The sequence below is a fragment of the Rahnella sp. RFA10(1/100) genome (assembly GCF_004195115.1).
GTDB classification, from domain to species: Bacteria; Pseudomonadota; Gammaproteobacteria; order Enterobacterales; family Enterobacteriaceae; genus Rahnella; species Rahnella perminowiae.
The window spans coordinates 86,196-111,507 of sequence record NZ_SEWR01000009.1 but is presented as its reverse complement, the minus strand read 5'-3'; the positions used below and the strand labels follow the sequence as shown (position 1 = coordinate 111,507).

Genomic DNA, 25,312 nt, shown 5'->3' with positions numbered 1-25,312 from the left:
GTCCAATTTTGGGATGAATTTAGCCCGAAAATGGCGACTCATGCCGTCATGGATGCATTTCATTCCGCAACTCATGCATCTCACGCCACAAATCATCCGCATCCATTCAGCAGACTTATCATAGCCACAGTTAATTGAATCTACTTCGCTCGGGAGAACCCACTATGAGTGACAAATCTGGCATGCAGAACAACAACCGTACCCGCTGGCTCACACTGGCCGGTACTATTCTTACTCAGCTGGCGCTGGGTTCCGTTTATACCTGGAGTCTGTTTAACGGTCAGTTGTCTGAAAAACTCGGCGAACCGATCAGCCGCGTAGCGCTGACTTTCGGTATCCTGAGCCTGTGTCTGGCTCTCGCCTCTTCCGTTGCGGGTAAACTTCAGGAACGTTTTGGTGTGCGTACCGTCACCATCGCCGCCGGTTTACTGATGGCTGCCGGCTTCGCACTGACCGCGCATTCCGATAACGTCATCATGCTATACATCAGCGCAGGTGTGCTGGTCGGTCTGGCGGACGGTGCTGGTTATCTGCTGACCCTGACTAACTGTGTGAAATGGTTCCCTGAACGTAAGGGGATGATTTCAGCCTGTTCAATCGGTGCTTACGGCCTGGGCAGCCTGTTATTTAAATTTGTCTGCGGTCACCTGCTGGCGACAGAAGGTCTGCAAAACACCTTTATGATCTGGGGCGGTGTGGCGATGGTCATGGTGATTGCCGGCGCACTGATGATGAAAGATGCACCGAAACAAGAAACGGCCGCAGTAACCCGCGAAGAAAATAGTCTGAATGACAACAGCAACGACAGCCGTGATTTCACGCTGGCCGAAGCGATTCGTGCGCCGCAATACTGGATGCTGGCGCTGATGTTCCTGACCGCCTGCATGAGCGGTTTGTATGTGATTGGTGTGGCGAAAGATATCGGTCAGAGCCTGGTCAAACTGGATGCGCTGACGGCGGCTAACGCAGTGACCGTGATTGCGATTGCCAACCTGAGCGGTCGTCTGGTGCTGGGTGTATTGTCTGATAAAATGCAGCGTATCCGCGTTATCTCTATTGCACAGATTGTTTCACTGGCGGGTATGAGCATGATGCTGTTCACCCAGATGAACGAAATGATGTTCTTCCTCTCCGTGGCCTGTGTCGCTTTCAGCTTCGGCGGTACCATTACCGTTTATCCGTCACTGGTCAGCGATTTCTTCGGCCTGAACAACATGACCAAAAACTACGGCCTGCTGTATCTGGGCTTCGGTATCGGCAGCATCTTTGCTTCCCTGGTGGCTTCTCTGTTTGGTGGTTTCGCAGTGACCTTCAGCATCATCACCGCATTATTGATTGTGTCATTGGTTCTTTCTGCCACGATTCGCTTACCGAATAAGTCACAAGAAGCGCATAATACGCTCCAGCACGTGTAACACAGCAGCTGAGCGCAGCATAAATGATGAACGGGAGCACAATTTGCTCCCGTTTATTATGAATAAAGCATATAAAATCGGCCGCTGAATCACACCCCCTTATGACAAAATGTGAACAGACCGGACACCCGCAAAATGAAACGCACCACCCTCGCTCTTTTTGGCCTGATGATAGCCATGACCACTTTCAACAGTTTGGCTCAGGCTTATCCTTCCAGCGCACAGGAAGTGGCTTCTGAACTGAACCGTAAAGCCAGCGAAAGCGGCACCAGACCGTCCACGACGATCGATGCAGGCGCACATACCAAACTGAACGCCAGCACCGACTATCTGAAGTAATCTTTTTGAAAGCGAAAATACCGGCCGTAACCCCACGCCGGTCAGCCTGACGTCAGCGAACCAGTGTGGCGCGCTTGCCGTCAAACGCCCATCCGCGGATCAGATACTGCATGGCGATCGCATCATCGCGATCTTTGTGCCGCAGGTTGTTGTAACGCTGATGGGCAATGCCGACCGCATCCATATCCAGTTCAACGCCCAGCCCCGGCAGTTCATTCAGCGCCAGTTTACCGTCTTTAATCTGTAACGGATTTTTGGTCAGATGTTGACCTTCCTGCCAGATCCAGTGCGTATCGAATGGGGTGATTTCACCGGGCGCGGCGGCTCCGAGATGCGCCAGCATCGCCAGCGATACATCAAAATGATTATTCGAATGACAGCCAAGCGTCAGCCCCCACGCATTGCATAACGTACCGATAATATTCGCCCCGCGCATCGACCAGTAATGGGGATCAGCCAGCGGGATATCGATCGCATTCAGTTGCAGCGCATGGCTCATCTGCCGCCAGTCGTTAGCAATCATATTGGTCGCGACCGGTAATCCGGTGGCGCGCTTAAATTCCGCCAGCGTTTCGCGCCCGGAAAACCCCTGCTCTGCGCCGCACGGATCTTCCACGTAAGACAAAATCCCGTGCATGTCTTTGCACAGCGAAATCGCCTGATCCAGCGACCAGGACGCATTCGGATCCACCGTGATCCGTGCCTGCGGAAAGCGTTTTTTCAGCGCCCTTACCGTTTCAATTTCGACTTCGCCTGCCAGTACACCGCCCTTGAGTTTGAAATCTTTAAAGCCGTATTTATCCTGCGCCGCTTCCGCCAGTTGTACTACCTTGTCGTGGCTCATCGCCTCCTGATGGCGCAGGTGGTACCACGGATGCTGCCCCTCCTGCCGCTTTCCGTCCTGATATTCCAGATCGGTTTTCTGCCTGTCAGCGATATAAAACAGATAACCAAGCACCGGAACTTCATCGCGCTGTTTACCAGGCCCGAGCAGTTGCGCGACTGGCTGATTGAGAAACTGTCCCATCAGATCCAGCAGTGCGGTTTCCAGCACCGCGACAGCATTATGATGACGTTCGAGATCCCACGGACGGAAACCTGGCAACACAGGCTTCGGCTGGCGGTTTTCCTCCAGATCGCGTTTGTGTAACTCACTGACCAGCTGATTCATGATGCCAATTTCCTGCCCGACGATATGCGGGATGGCATCCGTGAGGATCTTCAGCACCACGCCGGTGGCGGGCGCTTCCCCCACGCCGGTATGCCCGGCATTGTCCTTGAGCACCAGCAAAATACGGGTGAAATAGCAGTGATGCGCACCGGCAATGTTCAGCAGCATACTGTCGTAACCGGCAACCGGAATGACCTGCATTTCGACAATTTTTGGCGTATCAGACATGATGTTTTGGCTCCATTCCCTGCGGGGCGTGATATTCGGGTTGAGTTGGCGTGCGATGAGTTTTGGTGAAGAACAGTGTGATAGCGGCAAAAACTGAAATCCCGCTGAGGATATACAAGCCCGCCGTGGTGCTGCCGGTGGTTTGTTGCAGATAGCCAAACACCGCCGGTGCGAAGAAACCGCCAAGATTGCCAAGAGAATTGATCAGCGCAATCCCCGGCGCCACGATCGATGACGGCAACTGGCTTTGCGGGATCGGCCAGAACAACACGGCACTGGATTTTGTCCCGATACACACCACACACAGTGCAAACAAGCCAAACCACGGACTGCCGACAGTGCACAGACAGGTGCCGACCGCCGCCACAATCAGCGCCAGTGCCAGAATGGTTTCACGACTGCCACGGAAACGGTCGCTGACGCGACCAAGAATATTGATAGCGATAATCGCACAAATCCACGGCACGGAATTCAGCATGCCAATCTGGAAAGGGGACAGCCCCGGAATACGTCCGATGATCTCCGGCTGCCAGAACACCAGCGTGTAACCGGTCATACACATCACAAAGAACAGAAAACACAGATACGCCATTTTCCCGTCAGTGATCAGCTTCCACCGCGACTGCCCCTGTGTATGTAAATCACGCGAACTGGATTCCGTGTTCAGCGCCGTACTCAGTGCCAGTTTTTCCTCGTCAGTCAGCCATTTTGCCTCTTCAGGTTTCGACACCAGAAAGAATGCCGCCACGATCCCGACCAGCACCGACAGTGCACCTTCAATAAACAGCACCCACTGCCAGCCGGGCAATCCCATAAAGTCATGCAGTTCCAGCAGGCCACCGGTAACCGGACCGGAAAGCAAATATGCCGCCGCCGAACCGGTGAGGATCAAAGCCGTGGCACGGCCGCGGTAAATATTTGGCACCCATTTACGAAAGTAAAACAGGATCCCCGGGAAGAAACCGGCTTCGGCGACGCCGAGCAAAAACCGCAGCACGTAGAATTGCATCGGTGTCGTGACAAAGCCCATGGCAAAAACTACCGCACCCCAGGTGATCATGATGCGTGTCAGCCAGACGCGCGCACCATACTTGTCCATCAGCATATTGCTGGGGATCTCAAACAGCGCGTAGCCGACGAAGAACAACCCGGCACCGAAACCAAACGCGGCGGTACTGATGCCCACGTCAGTTTCAAGGCTGTGTTTGATAAAGCCCACGTTGGTGCGGTCGATTTGATTAATGATCAACATCAGGATGAGCATAGGAATGGTGCGGGCAAAGAATTTGCGGTTTGCACTGCGTACCGCTTTGTTTTCATGACCGTTCATGGTGTTCCCTTAGCGTTGAAATTATGAACAACTGCAACACTAAGTAAGATGGGAACACCGGGATTTGCCATTGTGCAGCCGCCCAAGCTTTGATCACCAGCAAGGAATAACTCACACAGTTATTGCATATTATCAACGCATTAAACGATGTGCATAAGCACAACCCCCCGCTCAGCTTCATCATTGCTTTTAGACAGATTAGCGAGGAACTTCACAGTTCAGAAAGGGATTTCCAGACGGATTGCTTAAAATAAGAACACATATTTATCCATACGGATTATATGATTGTTATAATTTTATTCTCTGACAAATTGTTGGGACATACCGTCCCGCACAAGGAGTGTGACATGAAGGCAACTGCTTTTTGGCTAATGATGGCGGGAGGTTCCGTCGGCATCGGTTATGTGATGGCTTTGATGATGGAACTTCGCGGATGAAGCAGCATTGACGACGGATAAATAAGGACATTTCATGGCATTTTACAGCCCGAAGCGCATCATTCTCTATACTGCAGCCGCCATCGCGCTGCTGGTTATCGTTGGTCTGGTAACTTATTTCACCGTCGGCCATTTAGGCGCATAACATCTTTCCCTGCGTTTTCCCCTGCCTTGTGGCGATACCGTGAGTATCGTCGCATAATGCTGCCATTGATTGAGAAATGCGAAAGGGCAAGCCATGACATACAAAGGATTAATGATTGTTGCCGTCGTTATCGTGCTGGCAGGCATCGGTTCAGAGTCGTTGATACAGAAAGGAATTGCGCTGGCGGACGCCAAAATTGATCAGGTGATTACGCATTATGCGGACAAATAAGGCTTACATCTGCTGGATTAACCTTACCGGGTGATGACAAAACCATACACAAGGTTTGGTATCTTAAATCCATCAAATGTTGTGTGATGTCCCTGTGTAATACCCCTGTAGAACCCTGTTATTTTGCCCGCCGCGTGCGGGCTTTTTTTTGCCTGTTTTCCGGCAAAGGCATCAATGGGGATTTGGAATTTGGGAAGATGAGCGATTTGCTCTTATTCACGAATAATTCGAGTTGCAGGAAGGCGGCAAGAGAAGGAGTCCCGATGAGCTTACTTATGTAAGTGATTCGGGTGACTGAGTGCGGCCAACGCATCTGCGGCTTGAAGTATGAAGGGAAGAAGTGCCGGTGCTTTCCCGGCCGTCATATTATGGCGCAAGCGTCCATCGAACACTCCGACATTGCGCGGCCTGAGCACGACCTTTTCATAACAGAAAAAACGACTGGGGGGGAATAATAATTCAACCGGCTTTTCTGTTATGGCTCCGGAAATAAATTCAGAAGCTTAATAAATAATAAACCCCGGCGTTGGCCAGGGTTTATTTTTGTCATTAATAATGTCGATATTGAAACAATTATTCTGGCTGCTCCGGGTTTAACCCATCTTCGCTATTGCAGAGTGTTTGCCTTCAATATCAGGCGACATTACAGAACGACAACGTTACCCGCTGATGGGCCTTTCTGACCATTTTCGATGGTGAACTCAACGTTCTGACCTTCGTCCAGGGTTTTGAAATCATTGCTCTGGATTGCAGAGAAGTGAACGAACACGTCTTTGCTGCCGTCTGCAGGGGAGATGAAACCGAAACCTTTACCAGCGTCAAACCATTTTACTAAACCAGTCATTTTATTAGACATAGGAAATACCTTCTTCGTTTTTATTTTATGATGCCATAGGGCAATATAGGTCTGTTTTTATTTGAAATACTTATGGATGCATCAGAGAAGGAAATTCGTCGGAGAAAGGATTTGCTATATCACTTGAACCAGGAACTGCTTTACTAAAATGTCTTACATAAATAGGTCTTAACCACAAACCGTTGACGCTATTTACACACAGGCGGATTTATTAAGCAAGCTTTTATTTCAACACAATGATATTAGCGGTGTTTTTATTCCAGGGGAAAATAACGCTCAGGCCGCCCGTGACAACGGCTGTAGTCCGATTAAATAATGAGAAAGCCCACCCTGCTCCGGCAGGCTTTAAACCTTACCCTCCCGCTCTTTTCATACAATCTGCGCGGCGGCCGTCCACCCGTTTGGCAAACCAGGCGGTGGTCAGCTTGCGGGTAATCTTCGGACTTTCCAGCGTGATACCCGGCAGCATTTCGCGCGGCTGACGTTTGCCGGTGGTTTTATCTGCCAGCGCAAAGACCTGCTTATAGAGCCGGGTATCTTCAAACCCCAGTTGCTCTCCCTTCTCCAGGGCCTTACGGATGGCCGAATTGCTGATGTCCAGACGTTTGCTCAGTGTGCGTACCGCCAGCTCTGTGCCGCCCGGTTTATCCGTGCCGTAGTTAATCAGGTCACCGTCCAGTGCCAGCGGAATGCCCGATATTTTACTTACCGCGCTCTGAAACGCGGCGTTACGGCTGGCATACCAACCGGCATTGAAATCGGCAAAGCGGTACAGCGGTTGCGTGTAATTCGCCGGATATCCCAACAGGTGTCTGACGCCAAAATACACACCGCCACGGCGGCTGAACACTTCGTTACGGATCGAATCCTCGACTTTATACGGGTAGCCTTTGGCGTTTTGCTCGGCAAACGCGATGCTGACCTGCATCGGCCCGCCGGTATGCACCGGATTCAAATTACCGAACAGCTTCTGTCCCATCGGCACCATATCAATAAAATCATCAAAAATAGCGCTCAGCTGTTTCTCGGTTTTTACGTTATCCAGCCGCTCACTGTAGGATTTTCCGTTCGGGGATTTCAGCAACAGCGCTGTGTGCACCAGGAAATTAGGCACATGAACCGCATCGGCGCGCCGGTCAATCTCTTTCCAGGCAATTTTGCCTAATCCCGGCACCGGCGCATCGGCGTTGAAATTGGATTCCTGTTGCGCCACCGCCAGCACGGAACAGATGTTTTCGGTCGTCGCCGGGATGCCCTGCGTCGTAAAAGCGGCCGTAATATCAGTCGCCCAACCTTTTCTGTCAGGGGCCGATGCTGGCATCAGCCTCACAATATCCGCTTTCACATCATGCGGATTTTGCACCGGCGTTTCGCTTTTTTTCGTCGATGTACATCCGGCCAGGATCATTATGGCCAGCGCGGGCGCGAACTGTTTTATCGAAAATGACTTTTGCTTCAAAGTTATACATTCCCTGAATAAATGACTCTGAGGGTGACGTTAGCGAAGATAGCTATACCGATCTAGCAAAAAATTATCTTTATGCGTTAAGGTTAAGACTCTGATGATGGAGATAAAGGAACACGGAAATTATGCATTCAGCGCCCCGCTCTCAGGCTTTCCACCGCGTATTTTTGCTGCCTTTTATGTTGTTGCTGATGATGTTTGCCCTCAGCGGCTGCGGTGATAAAGAACCCGCGCAACGCAAAGCTTTTATAGATTTTCTTCAGTCGCGGATCCTCGATAAACCCGCACTGGCCGTCCCGCAACTGACCGAAGCGCAGAAAAAACAGTTTGGCGATTACACCCAAGATTACGCGATCATCACCGGTTTTCATCATCAGATGAATATCGAACTGGATTCTTCGCTGGTACCGGTTTTTGCCGGCATGAACGGCGTAAACAGCGTCAGTAATCTGCTGGAACAACGCGATGATCTGAAAAAAATGGCTGACAGCAGTGAAAAATGGAAAGAAAAAATTGTGCTGCTCAAAACCCAGGCCGATACCCGGCATGCGGCACTGAAACAGCCAGATGACCTGAAGAAGATTTATGATCAGGCCTACGAGAAAACCATCGTTAAACCGACACAAATCACGGAACAGGTATTCGATTTATTGCCGCAGGTGTTGAACCTGATTGTGGCGAAAGCCGACTTCATCAAAAATCAGGGTAAAAATGTCACCATCACCGGCAATCGTCTGCAATTCGCCAACCAGAAGCAGCTGGATAAATACAATGCCATTCAGCAACAGCTGGTGCCGCTGAATGCACAACTGATGCAACTCAGCCGTCAGATGCAGCAAATGGTGCGTTAATCCGTCAGGCAAAGCCTCCGCCACCGTAAGACGGTTTTTTCATGGCAGTGCTTTTGTTATGGTGTGCGGCAATTAAATAAGGAGACACCTATGAGTGATGAAACCCTGAACAAACGTGTTGACCAGCTTGAGCGCGTAAACCGTGAGCTCCTGGTGCAGATTTCCGCCATGCGTCTGCTGTTCGGCAGCGTGGGTAATGTGCTTAATGCCAGCCAGGAAAATGCCTTCACCCTCGCCGTCAATCAGGCGCTGGAAGCCAACCGTGCAGATGTCGCCAACCAGGCTGATCTGGATGACGCCTCACGAAAATTCCGCGAAGACGTCTTCAAATGCACGGAATCCCTGCTGCCGGGTTCCCGCTAAAAATAAGCTCAGGCACGGTGCCTGAGCCTTTTCTCCCCATTGAGCCTGATGCGTACAGTCGTACTTATAGATTTACCACGCGGTTACGCCCTTCATTTTTGGCCTGATACAGCGCTTTGTCTGCCGTTTTCAATGCCCCGTCAATATTGACTTTGCCAGGATAAAACAGCGTTACTCCGAGTGAAATCGTCACCTGACCGGCGCCCTCAAACTGCTGCACTTCAACCTGTTTACGCAAACGTTCAGCAAGCTGAATAGCCTGTGTCAGTGATGCATCAGGCAGCAGTAACAGAAACTCCTCGCCCCCCATGCGGCATAACAAATCGCCCTCCCGCGAATTACTCAGAATATGGCGCGCCAGCTGGGTGATCACCACATCGCCCACATCATGCCCGCAGGTATCGTTTATTTTTTTGAAGTGATCGATATCGAGTGTAATAACCGCGATGCGCGACGACTCCGTTAGCTGTTTATCCACGGCCTCATAAAAGCCGCGCCGGTTCAGCAGCCCGGTCATCGGGTCAGTATGGGCTTCGGCACTCAGTTGTTCGATGCGTTGATGCAACAGCCTGATCCCCTGCAACATCACCGTTTTCAGCTTCGACGCTTCATAATACCAGGCATTGATCTGCTGAATTTCCTCGGAAACATCGTGTGAATCCATGGTGTCAGCTTTCGAGGCCAGCTGTCGCAGCGGGCGTGAAATATAGCGCGTCAGCAGCCAGATGCAGATGAACACCAGAATGACAATCGGCAGCGTGTATAACAAAACCTGCATCATGACGTGATATAACAGCACCACATCATCTTTTGCCGGGTGCAGCACCAGTACCGTCCAGCCCGCCACTTCCATCGTGGAAAAACCGGCCAGGGATTCCTCGCCCTGCAGGTTATTCATACGTAAAAAACCCTGTTCCCGGCCGTCCAGCAATGCCTTGTTCACATGCCCCTGCGGCGCACTCTCGATCCAGCCTGACGCGGCGCGATACAACACGTCACCTTCACGGTCGATGACATAAATGTAGGCATCTTTGCGGTAATTGCGGGCATTAATCAGCGTATCCACAATACTGTTTTTACCCAGATCAATTTCAGTCGCCAGATACCCAAGATAGCCGCTTCGCGCATTACGGATGGGGGAGGAAAGCACAATTATGTGATTGTTCTGCGGGGTGCGAAAGGGCGAGCTGAGCACCGGATTGCGGGTTTTCAGTGCAACGGTATTGGCCTCAGACACCAGAGTTAAACCGACCATCGCCGCAGAGTTTCGTGAAGCCGCGCGCACAACGCCGGTTTTATCCACCACCAGCACCGAACTGAAGCGCTTACTTTGTACCTGCAAACGATCAGCTTCTTCGGTCAGCGCATCAACATTATTAAACCGGTCACCGAGTAAATCAGCGCTATAGGTAACCTGCTTCTGTGCCGCATTGAAAAACAAATCGGCCGTGAGCGACAGCCGGGTTGCAAACGACTGACTCGCCCGCAGGGAGGATTCGATGAGGAGTTTCTTCTCTACCTGGAAAATTGCCAGATAGCTGCTGAGCAAGGTGACAAGCGTACTCATCAGTGCAAGAAGCAATATCAGTCTTTTAAGATTAAATGCAAACCGCCACTGCTGATCCATTCTCTGTCCGTTGAGCTAATAACCCTGAATATTACAGAGGATAGCAGCATGTCAGGCAAGGGTTTTGATATGTCTCAGTCAGGGCGGTTTTGCTTGTGACTAATCATGGCGCTTTAGCTGAACGTCTCCCCTCAGGGCTTGCGTATTAATTTTTGTAAACGCGCCTTCTGCCAGCGCTCTAACGTTCCACGAAATACAAAGATGCGTAAACCACGTAATAATAAAATGCCACCCCAGATACACAGAGGCCAGACGAACCAGTTTGAATCCGGTGAGGTGTAATGGTTTAGCGCGAACAAACCTGCGTTGATCACCGCCCACAACAGAACGGAACGATAAAAACCGCTTTCTTCCACCACCTGATATCTGGCTTTTTCTATCTGTTCGTCAAGCGCCTGCCCCGGCGAACTGCCCGTTTGCACATCGTTTTCTGTCAGTTCAGACACCTTGATATCAAAGGCTGCCGCGATAGCGCCGAGAGTCTCAAGGCTGGCCTGCTCGCCATTTTCGATACGCTGTACCGTGCGCACGCTCAGTGACGAAAGTTCTGCCAGTTGCTCCTGAGACCATGCGCGGGAAATGCGAAGTTGCCTGATTTTGCTCTGATGCATAAGTTTTACCTGTAGAGTGAATGTTGAACACCCAATCAGCATGCAACGTAAGATTGGAAATCAACACGACAGCAACCTGACACGGACATGACAGCAACCTGACAGCCTTACAAATCAGAATGTTAGACGGTAAAACTTACTGTCTACCGCCATCAGCGGGAAAGCTGACGGGAGATCCGGCACCCTGATTTCCTTAAAACCGTTTTTTTCATAAAAACGATGCGCCGCCAGAAACTTGTCTGTCGTGCCGAGAAAAATATCTTTCACATTTTTCGTCTGCGCATGGTGCAGCAACGTGTTGAGTAACAATGCGGCGACGCCGTATTCCCTGCCACGAAAAGGTGCGCTGACAAACATTTTGCGCAGTGCCGTCTGCGCGTTGCCGATATCTTTCAGCCCCAGCGTGCCCACGACTTTCCCTTCATAGCGTGCCACCCAGAAATCCCCTGTGCCGCACTGATAAAATTGTGGGATATCATGCAGATCAGGCTGCTGCGCTTCGGTGATGGCAATACCAAATTCGTGATTCTGGATCGGTAGGATCACTTCAACCACACCGCGCTGATCGTCGGCACAAAAGCGTTCAATTAAGACAGAATGACTCATCACACACTCCCTCAGTTAAAGATAGGTTTAATTAGGACATCGCAGCGCCAGCTCAGGCTTTTCAGGGAAAACCCGTTCGCTGAGAAAATCAATCAGCACCCGTAACTTCGGTGTCATATAACCGCCGGACGGCCATAAAATATAAAAGTCACCGCTGCGCTTCACATAATCATCCAGCACGGTCACCAGTTGCCCGCGCGCCAGCTCTTTGCGGATACTGAAATCAGGCAGACAAGCGATGCCCAGCCCCTGCAGCGCAAAGCATTGGCGGGTTTCAATATTATTACAAACCATTGATACCGGTAGCGCCAAATCCTGATATTCCGGCAGCGGCCATATCTCAAGCTTGCCGCTGTTGGGAAAACGAAAATGCAGACAACAGTGATCAACCAGTTCCTGGGGCTTCGCAGGCGTACCGTGCTGTTCAAAATAGGCAGGCGCACCGACCAGTAAATGATGGAAAGTGCCCAGCTTACGCATCGACAATCGGGAGTCAGCCAGCTGGCCGGTGCGCACCACAGCGTCAAACCCCTCTTCCACCACATCAACAATCCGATCGGTGAAATCCAGATCCAGTTCGATATCGGGATAACGGCGCATAAACTCCCCCAGCACCGGCAAAAGTAATGTGCTGACCTGCGGCAAACTCAGCCGCAACCTGCCACGCGGGCATTCCGCCAGTTGCGACAGCTCGCTTTGCGCGGCTTCAAGTTCCGCCACAATCCTGCGGCAGCGTTCGAGAAACAGCGTCCCTTCGGCGGTCAGCGCCACGCTGCGGGTACTGCGGTGAAACAGCCGCACATTCAACTTGTTTTCCATGCGCGCAATACTTTTGCCCACCGCCGACGCCGACACGCCCAAAATCCGCCCTGCCGCGACAAAGCTTCGGGTTTCTGCCACATGGACGAACACATTCAGGCTACTGAGATTTTCCATTGTCGCTCCCGATTACGGACATCAGCGTCCGTATATTATGGAAATCTACCCTACTTTTTCCGCACTGAGGAGATCTCTATCGTGATTTAACACTTTCTGAAACTGAGATATCTCATGAATTCCTCTTCACTGAAATCCCGGCTTGATTGCGTTATCGCACAAGCCATTGACTCACAAAGACTGGTCGGTGCCGTTGCCCTGGTCGCCCTTCACGGTGAGATTGTTTATCACCAGGCTGCCGGTTTTGCCGACCGGGAAAGCCGCCAACCAATGACTGAAAACACGCTTTTTCGCCTGGCATCGGTCAGCAAGCCCATTGTGACGACCGCAGCAATGACGCTGATCACTCAGGGAAAGCTGGCGCTGGATGACAATATTGAAACCGTGTTGCCACAGTTTCGCCCTGTCCTGCCAGACGGACAACCGGCACGCATTACAGTACGGCAGTTATTAAGTCATACCGCCGGGCTGAGTTACCGCTTTTTTGAGCCGGACGAAAATGGCCCTTATGCACGTGCAGGCGTTTCTGACGGAATGGACAGCAGCGGTATTTCGCTGGCGGAAAATCTGCGGCGTTTATCGGGCGTGCCTTTGTTGTATACACCGGGCACGTCATGGGGTTATTCGCTGGCCGTCGATGTATTGGGCGCAGTGCTGGAACAGGTAGGCAAACGGCCTCTCCCTGAAGTGGTAGAAATGCAACTGACCGGCCCGCTGAACATGCATGACACCGGTTTTGTCGCCCGTGACCCGGCGCGGCTGGCTACGGCGTATGTCAGTGATGTGCCGCAACCCCACCGGCTGTGCGAAGGAGAAAAGGTCGCCGCTTTCGACAATACCGTGGGGATTGAATATTCTCCCTTACGCGCACTCAACGCTCAGGCTTATCCTTCCGGCGGCGCGGGTATGGTCAGCAACGCGGCTGACGTACTGAAGATGCTGGAAATGCTGCGTTGCGGCGGCGCTCCGTTAGTCTCAGCGGCGCTGGTCGATGAAATGGGACGGGATCAGACCCGTGGTGCCGAACTGCCGGAATCGCCGGGACTGGGCTTTGGATTAGGTTTTTCGGTATTACGGGATCCGCGGGCCGCCGCTTCACCGGAGTCGGCCGGCACATGGCGCTGGGGCGGGGCTTACGGCCATTCCTGGTTCGTTGACCGTAACGCCGGACTGAGCGTCGTCGCCTTCACCAATACTCTGTATGAGGGCATGTCAGGCCCGTTCGTTACACAACTGCGCGATGCTGTGTATGGAGTTCAATCATGAATTCCCCTGTATTGAAATCCCCTCTGCCGCTTTCGGCTTTACTGGCGATGGCGCTGACCGGTTTTATCGCCATCATGACGGAAACCCTTCCCGCCGGACTGTTGCCTCAGATCGCGGCCAGTCTCGATATTTCACAGGCGATGGCCGGGCAACTGGTGACGCTGTATGCCGCCGGTTCGCTGATGGCCGTCATCCCGCTGGCGGCTCTGACACGGGGCTGGAACCGCCGCACGGCGTTGCTGACGGCAATCTTTGGCTTTCTGATTTTTAATACCCTCACCACGTTTTCAACGAATTATTTCCTGACGCTCTTCGCCCGCTGGGTAGCCGGTGCGTCAGCCGGGCTGGCGTGGGGATTACTGGCCGGTTATGCACGGCGGCTGGTGCCGGTACATCAGCAAGGGCGCGCATTATCAGTGGCGATGGTCGGCACACCGCTGGCGCTGTCTGTCGGCGTCCCGCTGGGCACCTGGATGGGTTCCGCACTCGGATGGCGGATGGCGTTCGGCGTAATGTCTGTTATTACGGTGCTGCTGATTGTCTGGGTGGTGCGGAAAGTGCCGGACTATCCTGGCCAGTCCGCCGGTGAGCGCCAGCCTTTGAGGCAGGTGCTGATGTTGCCCGGCGTACGCAGTATTCTGATGGTGATCCTGTTGTGGATGCTGGCACATAATCTGCTTTATACCTACATCGTGCCATTCCTGCGCCTGTCCGGGCTCGACGCCAGTGCCGATCAGATATTGCTGGTTTTCGGCCTCGGTGCGCTGGCAGGCATTGGCATTACCGGCATGCTGGTGGATAAGCATTTGCGGCGCACCCTGCTGACCAGCCTGTTTATGTTTGCCCTGCTTTCCCTGATACTGGCGCTGAACCCCTCTTCTCCGCTGACGGTAGCGGTGTGTGTCGCGCTATGGGGGCTGACTTTTGGCGGCGCCGCCACTTTGCTGCAAACGGCAATTGCTGACGCCACCGGCGAGCATGCCGACATGGCGCAATCGATGGTGGTGGTAGCGTGGAATCTGGCGATTGCCGGTGGCGGGTTAACCGGAGGCATTGTGCTGGAAACCGCAGGCATTACTGTTTTTCCGTGGGCCATGCAGTTGCTGATCGTCGCCGGGCTGATGATTGCCATCTGCGCCCGAAAGAACGGTTTCCGCCCCGGAGCACGTCATGCAGAGACAGTACTCATCCCTGAAGAGCAGAAACAGGATCAAAGTTTCGGAACCGGCGAAAAGGTATAATTTATTAAATTTTTCCGGAACCGGAACATCGAAGCCGCGCAGGGTGCGGCTTATTCTGATAGAGTAAAAAACAGGCAATTCAGAACCAATGAGAATCATGGAAGCACGTCACAAAACCCTTATACTTTTGTCCGTTATTGCTGCGGCGGCCCTGCTGCTGATGGTGTTTGAATGGCTCGCCGATCAGGCCGTTCCTGAACTGAAAGAACATGTTGTTCACTATGTGAACCAGCACATGGCGGGCTAAAACGCCCGGATGGCAGGAGGAGAAATGGTAACTAAACGGATGATGACCAAGCACTGGAAAATGGTTGTGGTACTGCTGTGTATCTGTGGCGCACTGATGCTGTTACGCTGGGCGGCGATGATCTGGGGGTAAAGTTTTGCAAAGGATCCCGTTTAAAACCGCTTAAATAAGCATCAACCCGGCCAGGGGGTTGAAACCTTCCGCAACGCGAGCCAGAATATCCTGAGTGATTTTTAAGAGCCCGTTCGCCCGTTTATGAAAACACCGAAACCTCGTCGTCCACATGGACGATGGACTTATTACATCATGCATGAAGACATTCTGTGGCCCTGCCCGGTTCGCTGGGAGTGGGAGAATGGCTACGGCGGCTGGTTGCCTTTTTACTATTCACCGACGCTGGAATTTGTCGCCGGCGATCCGGACAAAGCCACAAAAGTGGCGGGCAGTAAATCCCGCACTTTGCGTAAACCCGTCAGGGTTCACGCGTACGAATACTGATTTCTGCCTTCAGACACGCCTTACGCACTTTCAATTAATCCGCTGGCACGTAACACCCGACGCTTCACCGCATCCGGTAACACAGCATTTATGCCGCCGACACATCCCAGACTGAACCAGTGACGCGCACGGGTAATGCCGGTATAAATCAGCTCGCGCGTCAGGATCGGGCTGAGATTCTCCGGCAACAGCAGCGCGGTATGGGTAAATTCAGATCCCTGCGATTTGTGCACCGTCATGGCAAATACCGTTTCCACCGCCTGCAAACGCCCCGGCATCACCCAGCGGATATCCTGCGTGCCGTCTCCGGCCGGAAATGCCACACGCAGGGTGGGCACTACAGTACCATCGGTAAGACGCTGCGGGATCTCCAGCGTAATGCCGATATCGCCGTTCATCAGGCGCTGACTGTAATCATTGCGGGTCACCAGTACCGGACGCCCCGGATACCAGCCGAGCGAGGCCTTAAGTAACCCTTCTTTTCGCAGGATGTCAGCGATACGCTGATTCAGCCCTTCCACGCCCCAGCGTCCGCCACGTAAGGCGCACAGCAGCTGGAACTGGCTGTAAGCAAGAAGTACGCGGGTCGCCCACCGGTTGAACGCTTCCGGCGGTTCATCGTCTGCCGGCCGTTCCCTGATCATTACGTTGAGGTAATGTTGATAGCCAGCCGGGGATTCCGCGCCCTCGCGTGTTGCCGATGCCGGGAAATGTTTCGCACCACCTTTCACCACCCAGTCACGCAGTCCGGCGTCATCATCTGCGCTCAATGTCAGTTGTGCCAGATCAGCGTATCCGTGTTGCCAGACCTGTTTCAGCGCTTTCACATCGCCGTCATTTACCGCTTCCGCCAGCTGACCGATCCCGCTTTGTGCATCAAACCGGTAACTGTGTCGCAGCATCACTACCGCCTGATCCATCGCCGTACCTTGGGGATCAACCAGCGCATCAGGGATCTGTTCGCCGGTCACACTTTGCAGCCAGTCGCGGGTTTGCGGCAGATAATGGCCGCTGCTGGCGCGCTGACATAACTCACTCAGCAAGGCACCCGCTTCCACCGACGCCAGCTGATCTTTATCACCAAGCAGGATCAGACGCGCCTGTTCCGGTAATGCCGCCAGCAATACGGCCATCATCTCCAGATCGACCATTGATGCCTCATCGACGACCAGCACATCCAGCATCAGCGGATTGCCCGGGTGATGGCGGAAATGCCGCGTATCCGGGCGGCTGCCGAGCAGACGGTGCAGCGTCACCACATCGGTGTTGATACTTTCGCGCACCGCATTGCCGTTGCTAAGGGCGCTGAGATCCAGCTTTGAGACCGCACCGGCAATGGATTCATTGAGCCGGGCTGCCGCCTTGCCGGTCGGCGCGGCCAGCCTGATACGCAGCGGCTGATTGCTTTCCTCCAGCGCCAGCGTCTGTAATAACGCCAGCAGTCGCACCACCGTGGTGGTTTTACCGGTGCCCGGTCCGCCGGTAATAATGCTGAACGCACTGCCCGCCGCCAGCGCGCAGGCCAGTTTCTGCCAGTTCGTGTGAGCGGATTGCCCCTCTGCCGGGAACAACGCAGTGAGCGGTGCACGCAGCGACGCCACCGGGAGCGTATGCAGCACGCTGCGTGCCAGACGTTGTTCAATTGCCGCCCGCACGTTCTGTTCGTACTGCCAGTAACGGCGCAAATACAGGCGCTGGCCGGTAAGCACCAGCGGCGAACATCCTTCTCCGTGCCCGACCAGCGTCGGGTGAGCCAGCGCCGCCAGCCATTCCTGCAAACTCAGATTATCCAGCACCGCAGCCGGGCGGATCACCGCACCGTCAGCATGATCGCCCTCCGGCGGCAGCGAAAGAGAAAAGGCGCAGTCATCAAGTGTGGCCTGTAAATCCAGACACACATGTCCCCGCCCGAGCTGATAACTGGTCAGCGCGGTAGCCAGTAATAACAACGGGTGGGCATCCGGCGTTGCTTTCGCCAGAAACGTTGCCAGCGCACGATCCAGTTCGCGCAACCAGCCACATTCCACCCAGCTCGCCAGCAGAGACTCAATGTCCTCACGGCTGTTGATTTTCATACGCGTTCCTCACTGCCGCTGAACAGAACGTCCAGTTGTTCAATCAGGGCTTTATCCGGCCGCTGAACGCAGATGCCGTTGCCCGGCGCATGGCTGCCGCGCAGAAAGAGATAGACCGCGCCGCCGATGTGTCGGTCGTAGTCATAATCCGGCAGGCGGGATTTCAGCAGGCGATGCAGCGCGAACAGATACAGCGTGAACTGTAAATCGTAGCGATGATCAAGCATCGACTGCATCATATTCTTTTGGTCATAACCGCTGGCATCATCACCAAGCCAGTTGGATTTGTAATCCAGCACGTAATAACGCCCGTTATGTTCAAACACCAGATCGATAAAACCTTTCAGCATGCCGTTGAGATCTTCCGGTAGCAGCGGCGCGCGCTCCGCGCCTTCCAGCGTGTATTGCTGAACCAGCATGTCGAGACGACGGGTCGGCACCTGTTTGAGTGAAAACCAGAATTCCATTTCGACCTGATAAGGTGGCAGTTCCGCCAGCATGAAGGCTTCGCCGTCCGGCAGGCCTAGCGGCTGCGTCAGTAGTGCTGTCAGCCAGCCGGTCAGCGGCACAATCCACTTTTCCCAGCCCCACCGGTTACAACGCCGGGCGATCTGATCGGCGATTTTCGCCGGATCGGCCGCCAGCGCCGCAAATCCTTCGTCACCCGCCCATTCCAGCAAACCGTGCAGAAAGTTTCCCGGCGCAGGACCGCGCGGGAACGCATACAAATTTTCACCGGTCATTGGTTGCAACAGAGCCGCCACCGGCTCTTTTTCTTCCACAAACACTTTTTGATCTTCTAAATAACTGTCCTGCGCCGCGCTTTCGATTTCACCAGGGAGTTCGCGGTTCAGAGACTCGCGGAGGAGCGTTTCCGGCAGGATATACGTACCCGCCGGGGCGATTTGCAGACCGGAGAAACTCGACACCCACCAGCGGGGGGCTTTGTGCGTACGCAGCGGCGGACGAGGCCCGAGCTCAGGCAACGTCTGTTCGCCACGATAGATTGCGCTATCAGCAACGGGCAGCGGCCAGGCGCGAATCGTGTCGGTTTCCAGCGCCTGCAAACTGGCAGGCAGTGTATCCGCAGCGATGGCCTCGCCGCCATGGAACAGATAGCCAGGTGCACTCTTTTCAAATTCTTTCAGCGGAGCCATTCCCAGCCACAATGCATAACGTGAACGTGTCAACGCGACGTAGAACTTACGCAGATCTTCCCCCAGACGTTCGCGGTCGGCCAGAGCCAGTTGCTCGTCGGAGGCACTGAGCCCCACTTTCAGCTCACCTTCCGGTGTATGCCATTTCAGCGGTGAGTCCTGTTTTTTCACTACGCGGAAAGCGCAGGCAAAAGGCAGGAACACCAGCGGATATTCCAGCCCTTTGGACTTATGCACCGTGACCACCTTCACCAGCGCAGCATCACTCTCAAGGCGCAGTTTACGCGCATCGCCCCCCTGATGTTCATCCTGACACTGTTGCGCCAGATAACGGATCAGCGCGTGCTCGCCGTCGAGCTGAACGCTGGCCTGTTGCAGCAGTTCGGAAAGATGCAGCAGATCGGTCAGCGCACGTTCGTCACCGCGCCCGAGCAGGCGGCGCGGTACGTCGAATTCCCACATCAGGCGACGCAGCATCGGTAAAATGCCCTGCCTGCGCCAGCAGGTGCGCAAATCCTGAAACTGTTTTACGTAGCGTTCCCACTCGCTTTCATCCTGGTTCAGCCTGTCGAGGGCTTCCCAACTCAGGTTCAGCGAAGGCGTACCGAGCGCAGCGCGCAGCAGACGATCGTTTTCCGGCGCGGCACAGGCCGCCAGCCAGTATTGTAATTCAGCCGCCTGGGCGCTTTTAAAAATTGATTCTTTATCAGACAGATACACGCTGCGCACACCACGTTTTGACAACGCAGCACGCATGGCCGACGCCTCACGGCCGGTATTCACCAGCACGGCAATATCGCCCGGCATCACCGGCTTTAGCGTTTCGCCGGGGATCCCAAAACCGGCAGCGCCCTGCTGACCAAGCTGCAGTAAGCGAACAATTTCCGTCGCACAGCCGTCCGCCATCAGCTGAATGTACTGCGTTTTCGGCAATGCTTCCGGCTGGTTTTCCGGATACCACAGCGTCAGCGCAGCGGCTTCGGCATGATCAATCACCAGCGTATCAGCACGTCCTTTGGCTTCCACCGGCAGGAACGGCACCTGATTCTCCATACCACGCCGGAACAGGAATGCGCCTTCACCGGCCAGACGTTTCTCGGCCAGTTCAAACACCTGATTCACCGCTGCCACCATCGCGCGGGTAGAACGGAAGTTGGTCGCCAGCGTGTAGTGGCGGCCACCGGTATCGCGGCGGGCACGCAGATAGGTATAAATATCGGCACCGCGGAAAGCGTAAATCGCCTGTTTCGGGTCACCGATCAGGATCAGCCCCTGCTCCGGCACGTTTTCCGCCACACGGTAAATGGCGTCGAAAATACGGTATTGCAGCGGATCGGTATCCTGAAATTCGTCGATCATCGCCACCGGGAATTGCGTGCGGATGATCTCCGCCAGCCGTTCGCCGTTATCGCTGCCCAGCGCAGCATCCAGGCGGATCAGTAAATCATTGAAGCCCATTTGTGCGCGCTTTTTCTGCTCGGCGTCAAAACGGTTTTTGATCCAGCGGCAGGCGTGTTGCAGCAACCCGCTGCGGGCATCCGGCAGGCTTTCCAGCCGGGCTTTCAGGGTTTCCATCGCAGTCAGCGCCGGGTGTACAGGCGGTTCACCCTGTTTCCAGCACTCTCTCAGACCGGCTGGCGTCAGGCGCGTCCAGCCGGTTTTCAGCTCAGGTATCACTTCGCCGGTTGTCGCCCAGAGATACAACTTTTCCAGCCACGGGTTGAAAAACCGGGCCTGAATTTTTTTGCCGTCAACCACTTTTGCCGCCACCGCGCCTTCCAGCAACGTACGCAGTTCCTCAGTCCATTGCGGCCAGTCTTGTTTGAGCGCCGCCAGTTCTGCCGCTTTCTGGTTATTCACCGTTTCGCACACATCGGCGGGCGTCTGATCTGAGCCCAGTTCTGCGGCATATTCCAGCAGCGGCATCACGCTGCGGTGCAGATCTTCAGGCGAACGCCACCATCCGCGCAGCGTACGGATTTCCTGTCCGCCAAGGGAGAAATAAAAACTGCGCCAGTAATCACGCACCACATTCATCAGCAGTTCGGTTTGATCGGTTTCCAGTGTCTGGGTGAACAGGCTGTCGCTGTCGAACGCGTGTTCGCCAAGCATACGGTTACACCAGCCGTGAATGGTCGAAACGGCCGATTCATCCATCCATTCTGCCGCCAGTTGCAGCTTACGGGCGCAGCCAGGCCACTGCTCCGGCGGATACTCCGCGCGCAAAGTTTGCAAAAATTCGTCGCAGGCAGACGGTGCCAGCGGATCGGTTAAGAAACACATCGCCGCAGTAGAAAGACGTTCGCGGATACGATCCCGCAGCTCTTTAGTGGCCGCATCGGTAAAGGTTACGACCAGAATTTCCGGCGGCGTCAGCGGGCGGCCGAAGGCATTGTTGCCGCCATGGCCGAGTACCAGCCGTACGTAAAGCGCCGCAATGGTGAAGGTTTTCCCCGTCCCGGCACTGGCTTCAATCAGACGACTGCCCGTCAGCGGAAAATTGAGCACATTCAGCGCTGATGGCACCACAGAAGGCACCGCTGATGCTGATGTTAAACATTGTTCCATCATTCCTTCGTTCCTTTTTTACTGCGGGAAAGATGATTTCTCAGCGGCGCCAGCAGCGTCTGCGCGAGGCGGGCAAATTCACCGTCAGACCAGAGTGCGCTGAAATCCGGCCAGGCGCGGGCCAGATAGCGATTACTGTCGCGCTCACCGAATTTCATGTTTGCCGGATCGTGATTTTCATAACTGTCACGGGCTGAAATCCAGGCGTCGCTGTCCGGTGGGTTGTTTTCTGTCCCTTCTTTTTTCAGCCAGACAAATGCAGTTTTCACCGCCAGCGGCAACGGACGCAACTGCCCCGCCTTCCAGGTTTCGATCAGTGTTTCCCACAGGGCACGCGCCTGTGCAATTTCCAGCGGCGGCAGTTCAGCCGTGCCATTCTTGCTGATAATGACGGTGTGCATAGGCTTGCCGCCAAGGTGACCGGCGAGATGCGCGACCCAATACGGCAGCAGCCGGTCGAAACGGTAGCTGCGTTCTTTGGTCATGATGCCGATGCTTTCCAGCACCACGCGCGCACGGTCACCCTGCGGGCTGGCGCGTAAATCCACCAGCCAGTCGGAGAAACTGACCTCGCCCGCATGCCATTCCAGCGCCTCATTCACCAGCGGCTGCGGCCATGCATCGAGGACCTGCTGATAACTGGCGAATAAGGTGTCCATCGGCTCAGCGAGATCTTCACTCAGTACGACGGCAAATTCGCCCGGTGCCAGCTCACCGCGTCGCTCAATGCGTTCGAGTTGCTGGCGCAACACCTCCTGACGCGAAACGCCCGCTTCCAGCGCCCGTTTTTGCGCACGGATCAGCTCGTCCTGCAACCGCCAGTTTACCAGCGCATTGATGTCGAACGGCTCCTGATCCTCACTGCCCGGATCTTCGAGCTCAAACCAGATGTTCAGCCGCTGGCGAAAGAAACTGCGCACCGGATCTGACAGGAAATCTGACAGCTGACGCAGCGTCAGTGCGCCTTCCTGCGCTACCGGTTGCAGCGGTTGTGTCGCCACGGCGGCGGCTTCAGCTTCCAGCCCCGCGCGCCATTCATGCGCATAACTGAACAGCGGACTGCCCTGACAGAAGTAGTCGCGGCTGAACGGTTGCAGACGATGTTCGGTGGTCAGTGCAGGCAATAATTTTTCGCCATTGTCTGCTTCCCAGCCTGCCGCCAGATGGTCGCGCAACTGGGCCACCAGCACGGATGGCGGGCGTTCGGTATTGTCATGAATGCTGCGGCCAACCCAGCTGATGTGTAAGCGCTCACGCGCAGAAAGCAGCGCTTCGAGGAACAAATACCGGTCGTCTTCGCGACGTGAACGGTCGCCCGGGCGGTAATCCCGCCCCATCAGGTCGAAATCCATCGGCACGCGGTTACGCGGATAATCGCCGTCGTTCATACCCAGCAGGTACACGTGGCGGAAAGGAATGGCACGCATCGGCATCAGCGTGGCGAACGTCACCGCGCCGCCGAAAAACGGCCGGGTCAGCCCCGACTGGTCAATCTGCGCCAGCCAGTGATCACGTACCACAGAAAGCGGCAGTTCGGCCTGTAAATCTACGCTTTCACAGGCTTCGAGCCAAAGTTCCAGTTCGCCGACAAGACGCACTAAAATAAAACCGTCTTCGTCGTCATCTTCGGCAAAATACCGGGAAAGGAGGGTACGCAGCCGCTCGCCCCACACCTGCGGTGCTGCGGGTTCACGTAACTGACGCCAGGTGTCATCGAGGCAGTTCAGCAGATGTGACAGCGGGCCAATCAGCGCCGCATCCAGCCCGCCGATTTCATCGAGTGGTTCGATATTTTTCCAGGCATCGCCGCTGCCTACGGCGTAACCCAGCAGCATGCGTTGCAGGCCAAAGAACCAGCTGTTTTGTTCCGGCGATAACGGCAGCTCAAGGCTCTGACGCTGTTCAGCATGCAGCCCCCAGCGTACATTGGCGGCTCTGAGCCAGCGGTGCAGCAGAGGCAGTTGTTGTTCTTCAATCCCGAAGCGCTGACGCACCGACGGTACGTCAAGTAAATCCAGCAAATCGCTGACTGCAAAACGCGACTGCGGCAGCGCCAGCAAGCTTTCCAGCGCACCGAGTAACGGGGTGTTCTGACGCGGCCCCTGATCGGCCACAGTGAACGGGATATAGCGCGGATCACTGCGCTCCGTCAGGCCAAATACCGCCTGAATGTGCGGCGCATAACCGTTGATATCAGGGACCATCACAATAATGTCGCGCGCTTTCAGCGTCGGGTCAGCGGCCAGTGCCGCCAGCAACCGGTCATGCAGCACTTCCACTTCGCGCTGAGCACTGTGGGTAATAAAGAAACGCAGGGAATCGTCATGCTGAACATCAACGGCCGGCCATTCATTGATTGTTTCGGCCAGAGGACGCAGTTGCAAAATGTCCTCCTGCAACTGATGCAACAGTGTATCGGTACCGTTTGAAGTAAAGAGGTCAATACGCGGGATCACCGGCGCCAGCTGTGACGCATAAGATTCGTGATTGTCATATTCATTCAGCAGGCCGATATAATCACGCCCCTGCTTGCCCCACGCCGCCAGCAGCGGATGTGCATGCTGATGGAGTTCATCTTCGGCTATCACCGGCGGCATTCCCGGTTTGCGTTGCTGACGTAGCCTTTGCGCGCGTAACAGATCTTTATCAGCGATGATATCGCTCCAGTCGTGTTCACACGGGTTATGTACGCACATAAAGATATGCGTCCAGCGGCCGAGGGCGGCCAGCACTTCAAAGGATTGTTGCGGCAGAGAGGAAATACCAAACACCACCAGCCGGGCAGGTAACCCGGCGGGACGCTGATCTTCAGGAATAGTTTGCGCGTGTTGCAGGAACCGCTGATGCAGCGCCGCACGGCTGGTGCCGCGTTCGCTTTCAGGGACATCCGCCAGTAATGCGCGCCATAACTGTGGCTGCCACAGCAGATTTTCGGGCAAAGGTTCGCTGCCTTTGCGGCTGGTGCGCAGAACATCCAGCCCGTTACCCCAGTCTTCCAGCCAGTCGGCGCGGTAAACCTGATATTGGTCAAACAAATCCGCCAGACGCTGCGCCAGCTGATGCAGTTTACGCATGTCGCCGTCATCTTTTAAAAAACGGGTCAGTGGCGCAAAAACCGGTTCGGTGAGCAGTTCGGGTAACAAGCGGATCAGCCGCCAGGTCAGCAGCGGACGGTCGAAAGGCGACGATTCCGGCACCTGGTCTTTGCCGAGCACCGCGCGGTATACCTGCCAGAAAAAGCGCGCCGGAAGGCTGATATCCAGCGCCGCTGCAATCCCGCAGCCCCCCTCGGCCACATCGCGTGCCAGCGCCAGTTTAAGCCACTGATTGATGCCGTTGCTCTGCACCAGAATCACTTCATTTTCCAGCGGCGACAGCGGATGCGCCGCCATCCACGTGACCAGCACGTCCCTCAGTGCTTCTGAGTGATTGCCATGTAATACCATCAAACCTGAATTCACGCCCGCATCTCTTATTATCGCCTGCCAGAATTGGGATTTTGCGTGGATTTGAAAAGGAATGAAAGGACAGAAGAAAAACAGGCAGAAAGCTTTTTCTGCCTGTACGCTAATTTGCTGATTTACGAGGATTATCAGCGGATACAACGTTCGGCCACATCTGCTGATGCAGAAAATCACATCGCATCATG

The 25,312-nt window shown here is 54.5% G+C and carries 21 protein-coding genes; 10 read left to right on the top strand and 11 right to left on the bottom strand.

Annotated features, from left to right (window positions below; all coding sequences use genetic code 11):
• The first annotated feature begins 164 nt into the window (after positions 1-164).
• A complete protein-coding gene (locus ETV65_RS21520; protein WP_129955101.1) occupies positions 165-1,415 on the top strand; it encodes an OFA family MFS transporter in 1,251 nt (416 codons plus the stop codon).
• A 135-nt stretch (positions 1,416-1,550) separates the two neighbouring features.
• Entirely contained in the window at positions 1,551-1,754 is a 204-nt protein-coding gene (locus tag ETV65_RS21515; RefSeq protein ID WP_129955100.1) for a hypothetical protein, read from the top strand.
• A 52-nt stretch (positions 1,755-1,806) separates the two neighbouring features.
• Here the strand turns inward: ETV65_RS21515 and ETV65_RS21510 are convergent, their stop codons facing one another.
• A complete protein-coding gene (locus ETV65_RS21510; protein WP_129955099.1) occupies positions 1,807-3,153 on the bottom strand; it encodes an enolase C-terminal domain-like protein in 1,347 nt (448 codons plus the stop codon).
• Positions 3,146-4,483: an MFS transporter gene (locus ETV65_RS21505; protein WP_129955098.1), complete on the bottom strand. Its 1,338-nt coding sequence runs from the start codon at positions 4,481-4,483 to the stop codon at positions 3,146-3,148. The genes ETV65_RS21510 and ETV65_RS21505 overlap by 8 nt, the downstream gene beginning before the upstream one ends.
• 675 nt (positions 4,484-5,158) lie before the next feature.
• Between ETV65_RS21505 and ETV65_RS24960 the strand changes: the two genes are divergently transcribed.
• Positions 5,159-5,296 carry a hypothetical protein gene (locus ETV65_RS24960; RefSeq protein ID WP_165383765.1) on the top strand — a complete coding sequence of 46 codons (138 nt, stop codon included), beginning with the start codon at positions 5,159-5,161 and terminating at the stop codon, positions 5,294-5,296.
• A 643-nt stretch (positions 5,297-5,939) separates the two neighbouring features.
• Here ETV65_RS24960 and cspA read toward each other — a convergent pair.
• Both cspA and ETV65_RS21495 read right to left on the bottom strand, forming a co-directional pair.
• Positions 5,940-6,152, bottom strand: coding sequence for an RNA chaperone/antiterminator CspA (gene cspA, locus ETV65_RS21500; RefSeq protein WP_013574336.1), 213 nt, complete (start codon positions 6,150-6,152; stop codon positions 5,940-5,942).
• A gap of 352 nt (positions 6,153-6,504) precedes the next feature.
• Positions 6,505-7,560, bottom strand: coding sequence for a DUF1615 domain-containing protein (locus tag ETV65_RS21495; RefSeq protein ID WP_165383766.1), 1,056 nt, complete (start codon positions 7,558-7,560; stop codon positions 6,505-6,507).
• A gap of 182 nt (positions 7,561-7,742) precedes the next feature.
• Between ETV65_RS21495 and ETV65_RS21490 the strand changes: the two genes are divergently transcribed.
• Together ETV65_RS21490 and ETV65_RS21485 are read left to right on the top strand one after the other, a co-directional pair.
• Entirely contained in the window at positions 7,743-8,468 is a 726-nt protein-coding gene (locus ETV65_RS21490) for a DUF3053 domain-containing protein (RefSeq protein WP_238483361.1), read from the top strand.
• A gap of 90 nt (positions 8,469-8,558) precedes the next feature.
• Positions 8,559-8,831, top strand: coding sequence for a hypothetical protein (locus tag ETV65_RS21485; RefSeq protein WP_129955095.1), 273 nt, complete (start codon positions 8,559-8,561; stop codon positions 8,829-8,831).
• Between the two features lie 64 nt (positions 8,832-8,895).
• Here the strand turns inward: ETV65_RS21485 and ETV65_RS21480 are convergent, their stop codons facing one another.
• From ETV65_RS21480 to ETV65_RS21465, 4 genes are all read right to left on the bottom strand, one after another.
• Positions 8,896-10,458, bottom strand: coding sequence for a sensor domain-containing diguanylate cyclase (locus tag ETV65_RS21480; protein WP_129955094.1), 1,563 nt, complete (start codon positions 10,456-10,458; stop codon positions 8,896-8,898).
• A 131-nt stretch (positions 10,459-10,589) separates the two neighbouring features.
• Positions 10,590-11,069 carry a 2TM domain-containing protein gene (locus ETV65_RS21475; protein ID WP_129955093.1) on the bottom strand — a complete coding sequence of 160 codons (480 nt, stop codon included), beginning with the start codon at positions 11,067-11,069 and terminating at the stop codon, positions 10,590-10,592.
• Between the two features lie 114 nt (positions 11,070-11,183).
• Entirely contained in the window at positions 11,184-11,675 is a 492-nt protein-coding gene (locus tag ETV65_RS21470) for a GNAT family N-acetyltransferase (protein WP_129955092.1), read from the bottom strand.
• Between the two features lie 27 nt (positions 11,676-11,702).
• Positions 11,703-12,611: a LysR family transcriptional regulator gene (locus ETV65_RS21465; RefSeq protein ID WP_129955091.1), complete on the bottom strand. Its 909-nt coding sequence runs from the start codon at positions 12,609-12,611 to the stop codon at positions 11,703-11,705.
• A gap of 114 nt (positions 12,612-12,725) precedes the next feature.
• On the opposite strand from ETV65_RS21465, the gene ETV65_RS21460 reads away from it, so the two are divergent.
• The 5 genes from ETV65_RS21460 to ETV65_RS21440 all read left to right on the top strand — a co-directional run bounded on the left by ETV65_RS21460 (position 12,726) and on the right by ETV65_RS21440 (position 15,863).
• Entirely contained in the window at positions 12,726-13,877 is a 1,152-nt protein-coding gene (locus ETV65_RS21460) for a serine hydrolase domain-containing protein (protein WP_129955090.1), read from the top strand.
• A complete protein-coding gene (locus ETV65_RS21455; protein ID WP_129955089.1) occupies positions 13,874-15,118 on the top strand; it encodes an MFS transporter in 1,245 nt (414 codons plus the stop codon). The genes ETV65_RS21460 and ETV65_RS21455 overlap by 4 nt, the downstream gene beginning before the upstream one ends.
• A 97-nt stretch (positions 15,119-15,215) precedes the next feature.
• On the top strand, positions 15,216-15,365 hold the full coding sequence (locus ETV65_RS21450) for a hypothetical protein (protein WP_217137925.1): 150 nt from the start codon (positions 15,216-15,218) through the stop codon (positions 15,363-15,365).
• A 24-nt stretch (positions 15,366-15,389) separates the two neighbouring features.
• Entirely contained in the window at positions 15,390-15,497 is a 108-nt protein-coding gene (gene yniD / locus ETV65_RS21445) for a small membrane protein YniD (protein ID WP_013574326.1), read from the top strand.
• 123 nt (positions 15,498-15,620) lie between these two features.
• On the top strand, positions 15,621-15,863 hold the full coding sequence (locus ETV65_RS21440) for a hypothetical protein (protein ID WP_205951619.1): 243 nt from the start codon (positions 15,621-15,623) through the stop codon (positions 15,861-15,863).
• Between the two features lie 20 nt (positions 15,864-15,883).
• On the opposite strand, the gene recD is transcribed toward ETV65_RS21440, so the two are convergent.
• The 3 genes from recD to recC are packed head-to-tail and all read right to left on the bottom strand — an operon-like array spanning position 15,884 to position 25,109.
• Positions 15,884-17,938: an exodeoxyribonuclease V subunit alpha gene (gene recD / locus ETV65_RS21435; protein ID WP_129955087.1), complete on the bottom strand. Its 2,055-nt coding sequence runs from the start codon at positions 17,936-17,938 to the stop codon at positions 15,884-15,886.
• Positions 17,935-21,666 (bottom strand): exodeoxyribonuclease V subunit beta, encoded by a 3,732-nt coding sequence (gene recB, locus ETV65_RS21430; protein ID WP_129955086.1) that lies wholly within the window; start codon positions 21,664-21,666, stop codon positions 17,935-17,937. Before recB ends, recD begins: the two co-directional genes overlap by 4 nt.
• Positions 21,663-25,109 (bottom strand): exodeoxyribonuclease V subunit gamma, encoded by a 3,447-nt coding sequence (gene recC, locus ETV65_RS21425; RefSeq protein ID WP_240782867.1) that lies wholly within the window; start codon positions 25,107-25,109, stop codon positions 21,663-21,665. The genes recB and recC overlap by 4 nt, the downstream gene beginning before the upstream one ends.
• Positions 25,110-25,312 lie beyond the last annotated feature (203 nt).

Coding starts and splice junctions, on each gene's coding strand:
- ETV65_RS21515 (WP_129955100.1), top strand. CDS start 1,551: ATGAAACGCACCACCCTCGCTCTTTTTGGCCTGATGATAGCCATGACC.
- ETV65_RS21510 (WP_129955099.1), bottom strand. CDS start 3,153: ATGTCTGATACGCCAAAAATTGTCGAAATGCAGGTCATTCCGGTTGCC.
- ETV65_RS21465 (WP_129955091.1), bottom strand. CDS start 12,611: ATGGAAAATCTCAGTAGCCTGAATGTGTTCGTCCATGTGGCAGAAACC.
- ETV65_RS21440 (WP_205951619.1), top strand. CDS start 15,621: ATGAAAACACCGAAACCTCGTCGTCCACATGGACGATGGACTTATTAC.
- ETV65_RS21460 (WP_129955090.1), top strand. CDS start 12,726: ATGAATTCCTCTTCACTGAAATCCCGGCTTGATTGCGTTATCGCACAA.
- ETV65_RS21520 (WP_129955101.1), top strand. CDS start 165: ATGAGTGACAAATCTGGCATGCAGAACAACAACCGTACCCGCTGGCTC.
- ETV65_RS24960 (WP_165383765.1), top strand. CDS start 5,159: ATGACATACAAAGGATTAATGATTGTTGCCGTCGTTATCGTGCTGGCA.
- ETV65_RS21450 (WP_217137925.1), top strand. CDS start 15,216: ATGGAAGCACGTCACAAAACCCTTATACTTTTGTCCGTTATTGCTGCG.
- cspA (WP_013574336.1), bottom strand. CDS start 6,152: ATGTCTAATAAAATGACTGGTTTAGTAAAATGGTTTGACGCTGGTAAA.
- ETV65_RS21470 (WP_129955092.1), bottom strand. CDS start 11,675: ATGAGTCATTCTGTCTTAATTGAACGCTTTTGTGCCGACGATCAGCGC.
- recB (WP_129955086.1), bottom strand. CDS start 21,666: ATGATGGAACAATGTTTAACATCAGCATCAGCGGTGCCTTCTGTGGTG.
- recD (WP_129955087.1), bottom strand. CDS start 17,938: ATGAAAATCAACAGCCGTGAGGACATTGAGTCTCTGCTGGCGAGCTGG.
- ETV65_RS21505 (WP_129955098.1), bottom strand. CDS start 4,483: ATGAACGGTCATGAAAACAAAGCGGTACGCAGTGCAAACCGCAAATTC.
- ETV65_RS21490 (WP_238483361.1), top strand. CDS start 7,743: ATGCATTCAGCGCCCCGCTCTCAGGCTTTCCACCGCGTATTTTTGCTG.
- ETV65_RS21485 (WP_129955095.1), top strand. CDS start 8,559: ATGAGTGATGAAACCCTGAACAAACGTGTTGACCAGCTTGAGCGCGTA.
- recC (WP_240782867.1), bottom strand. CDS start 25,109: ATGGTATTACATGGCAATCACTCAGAAGCACTGAGGGACGTGCTGGTC.
- ETV65_RS21480 (WP_129955094.1), bottom strand. CDS start 10,458: ATGGATCAGCAGTGGCGGTTTGCATTTAATCTTAAAAGACTGATATTG.
- ETV65_RS21495 (WP_165383766.1), bottom strand. CDS start 7,560: ATGATCCTGGCCGGATGTACATCGACGAAAAAAAGCGAAACGCCGGTG.
- ETV65_RS21475 (WP_129955093.1), bottom strand. CDS start 11,069: ATGCATCAGAGCAAAATCAGGCAACTTCGCATTTCCCGCGCATGGTCT.
- yniD (WP_013574326.1), top strand. CDS start 15,390: ATGGTAACTAAACGGATGATGACCAAGCACTGGAAAATGGTTGTGGTA.
- ETV65_RS21455 (WP_129955089.1), top strand. CDS start 13,874: ATGAATTCCCCTGTATTGAAATCCCCTCTGCCGCTTTCGGCTTTACTG.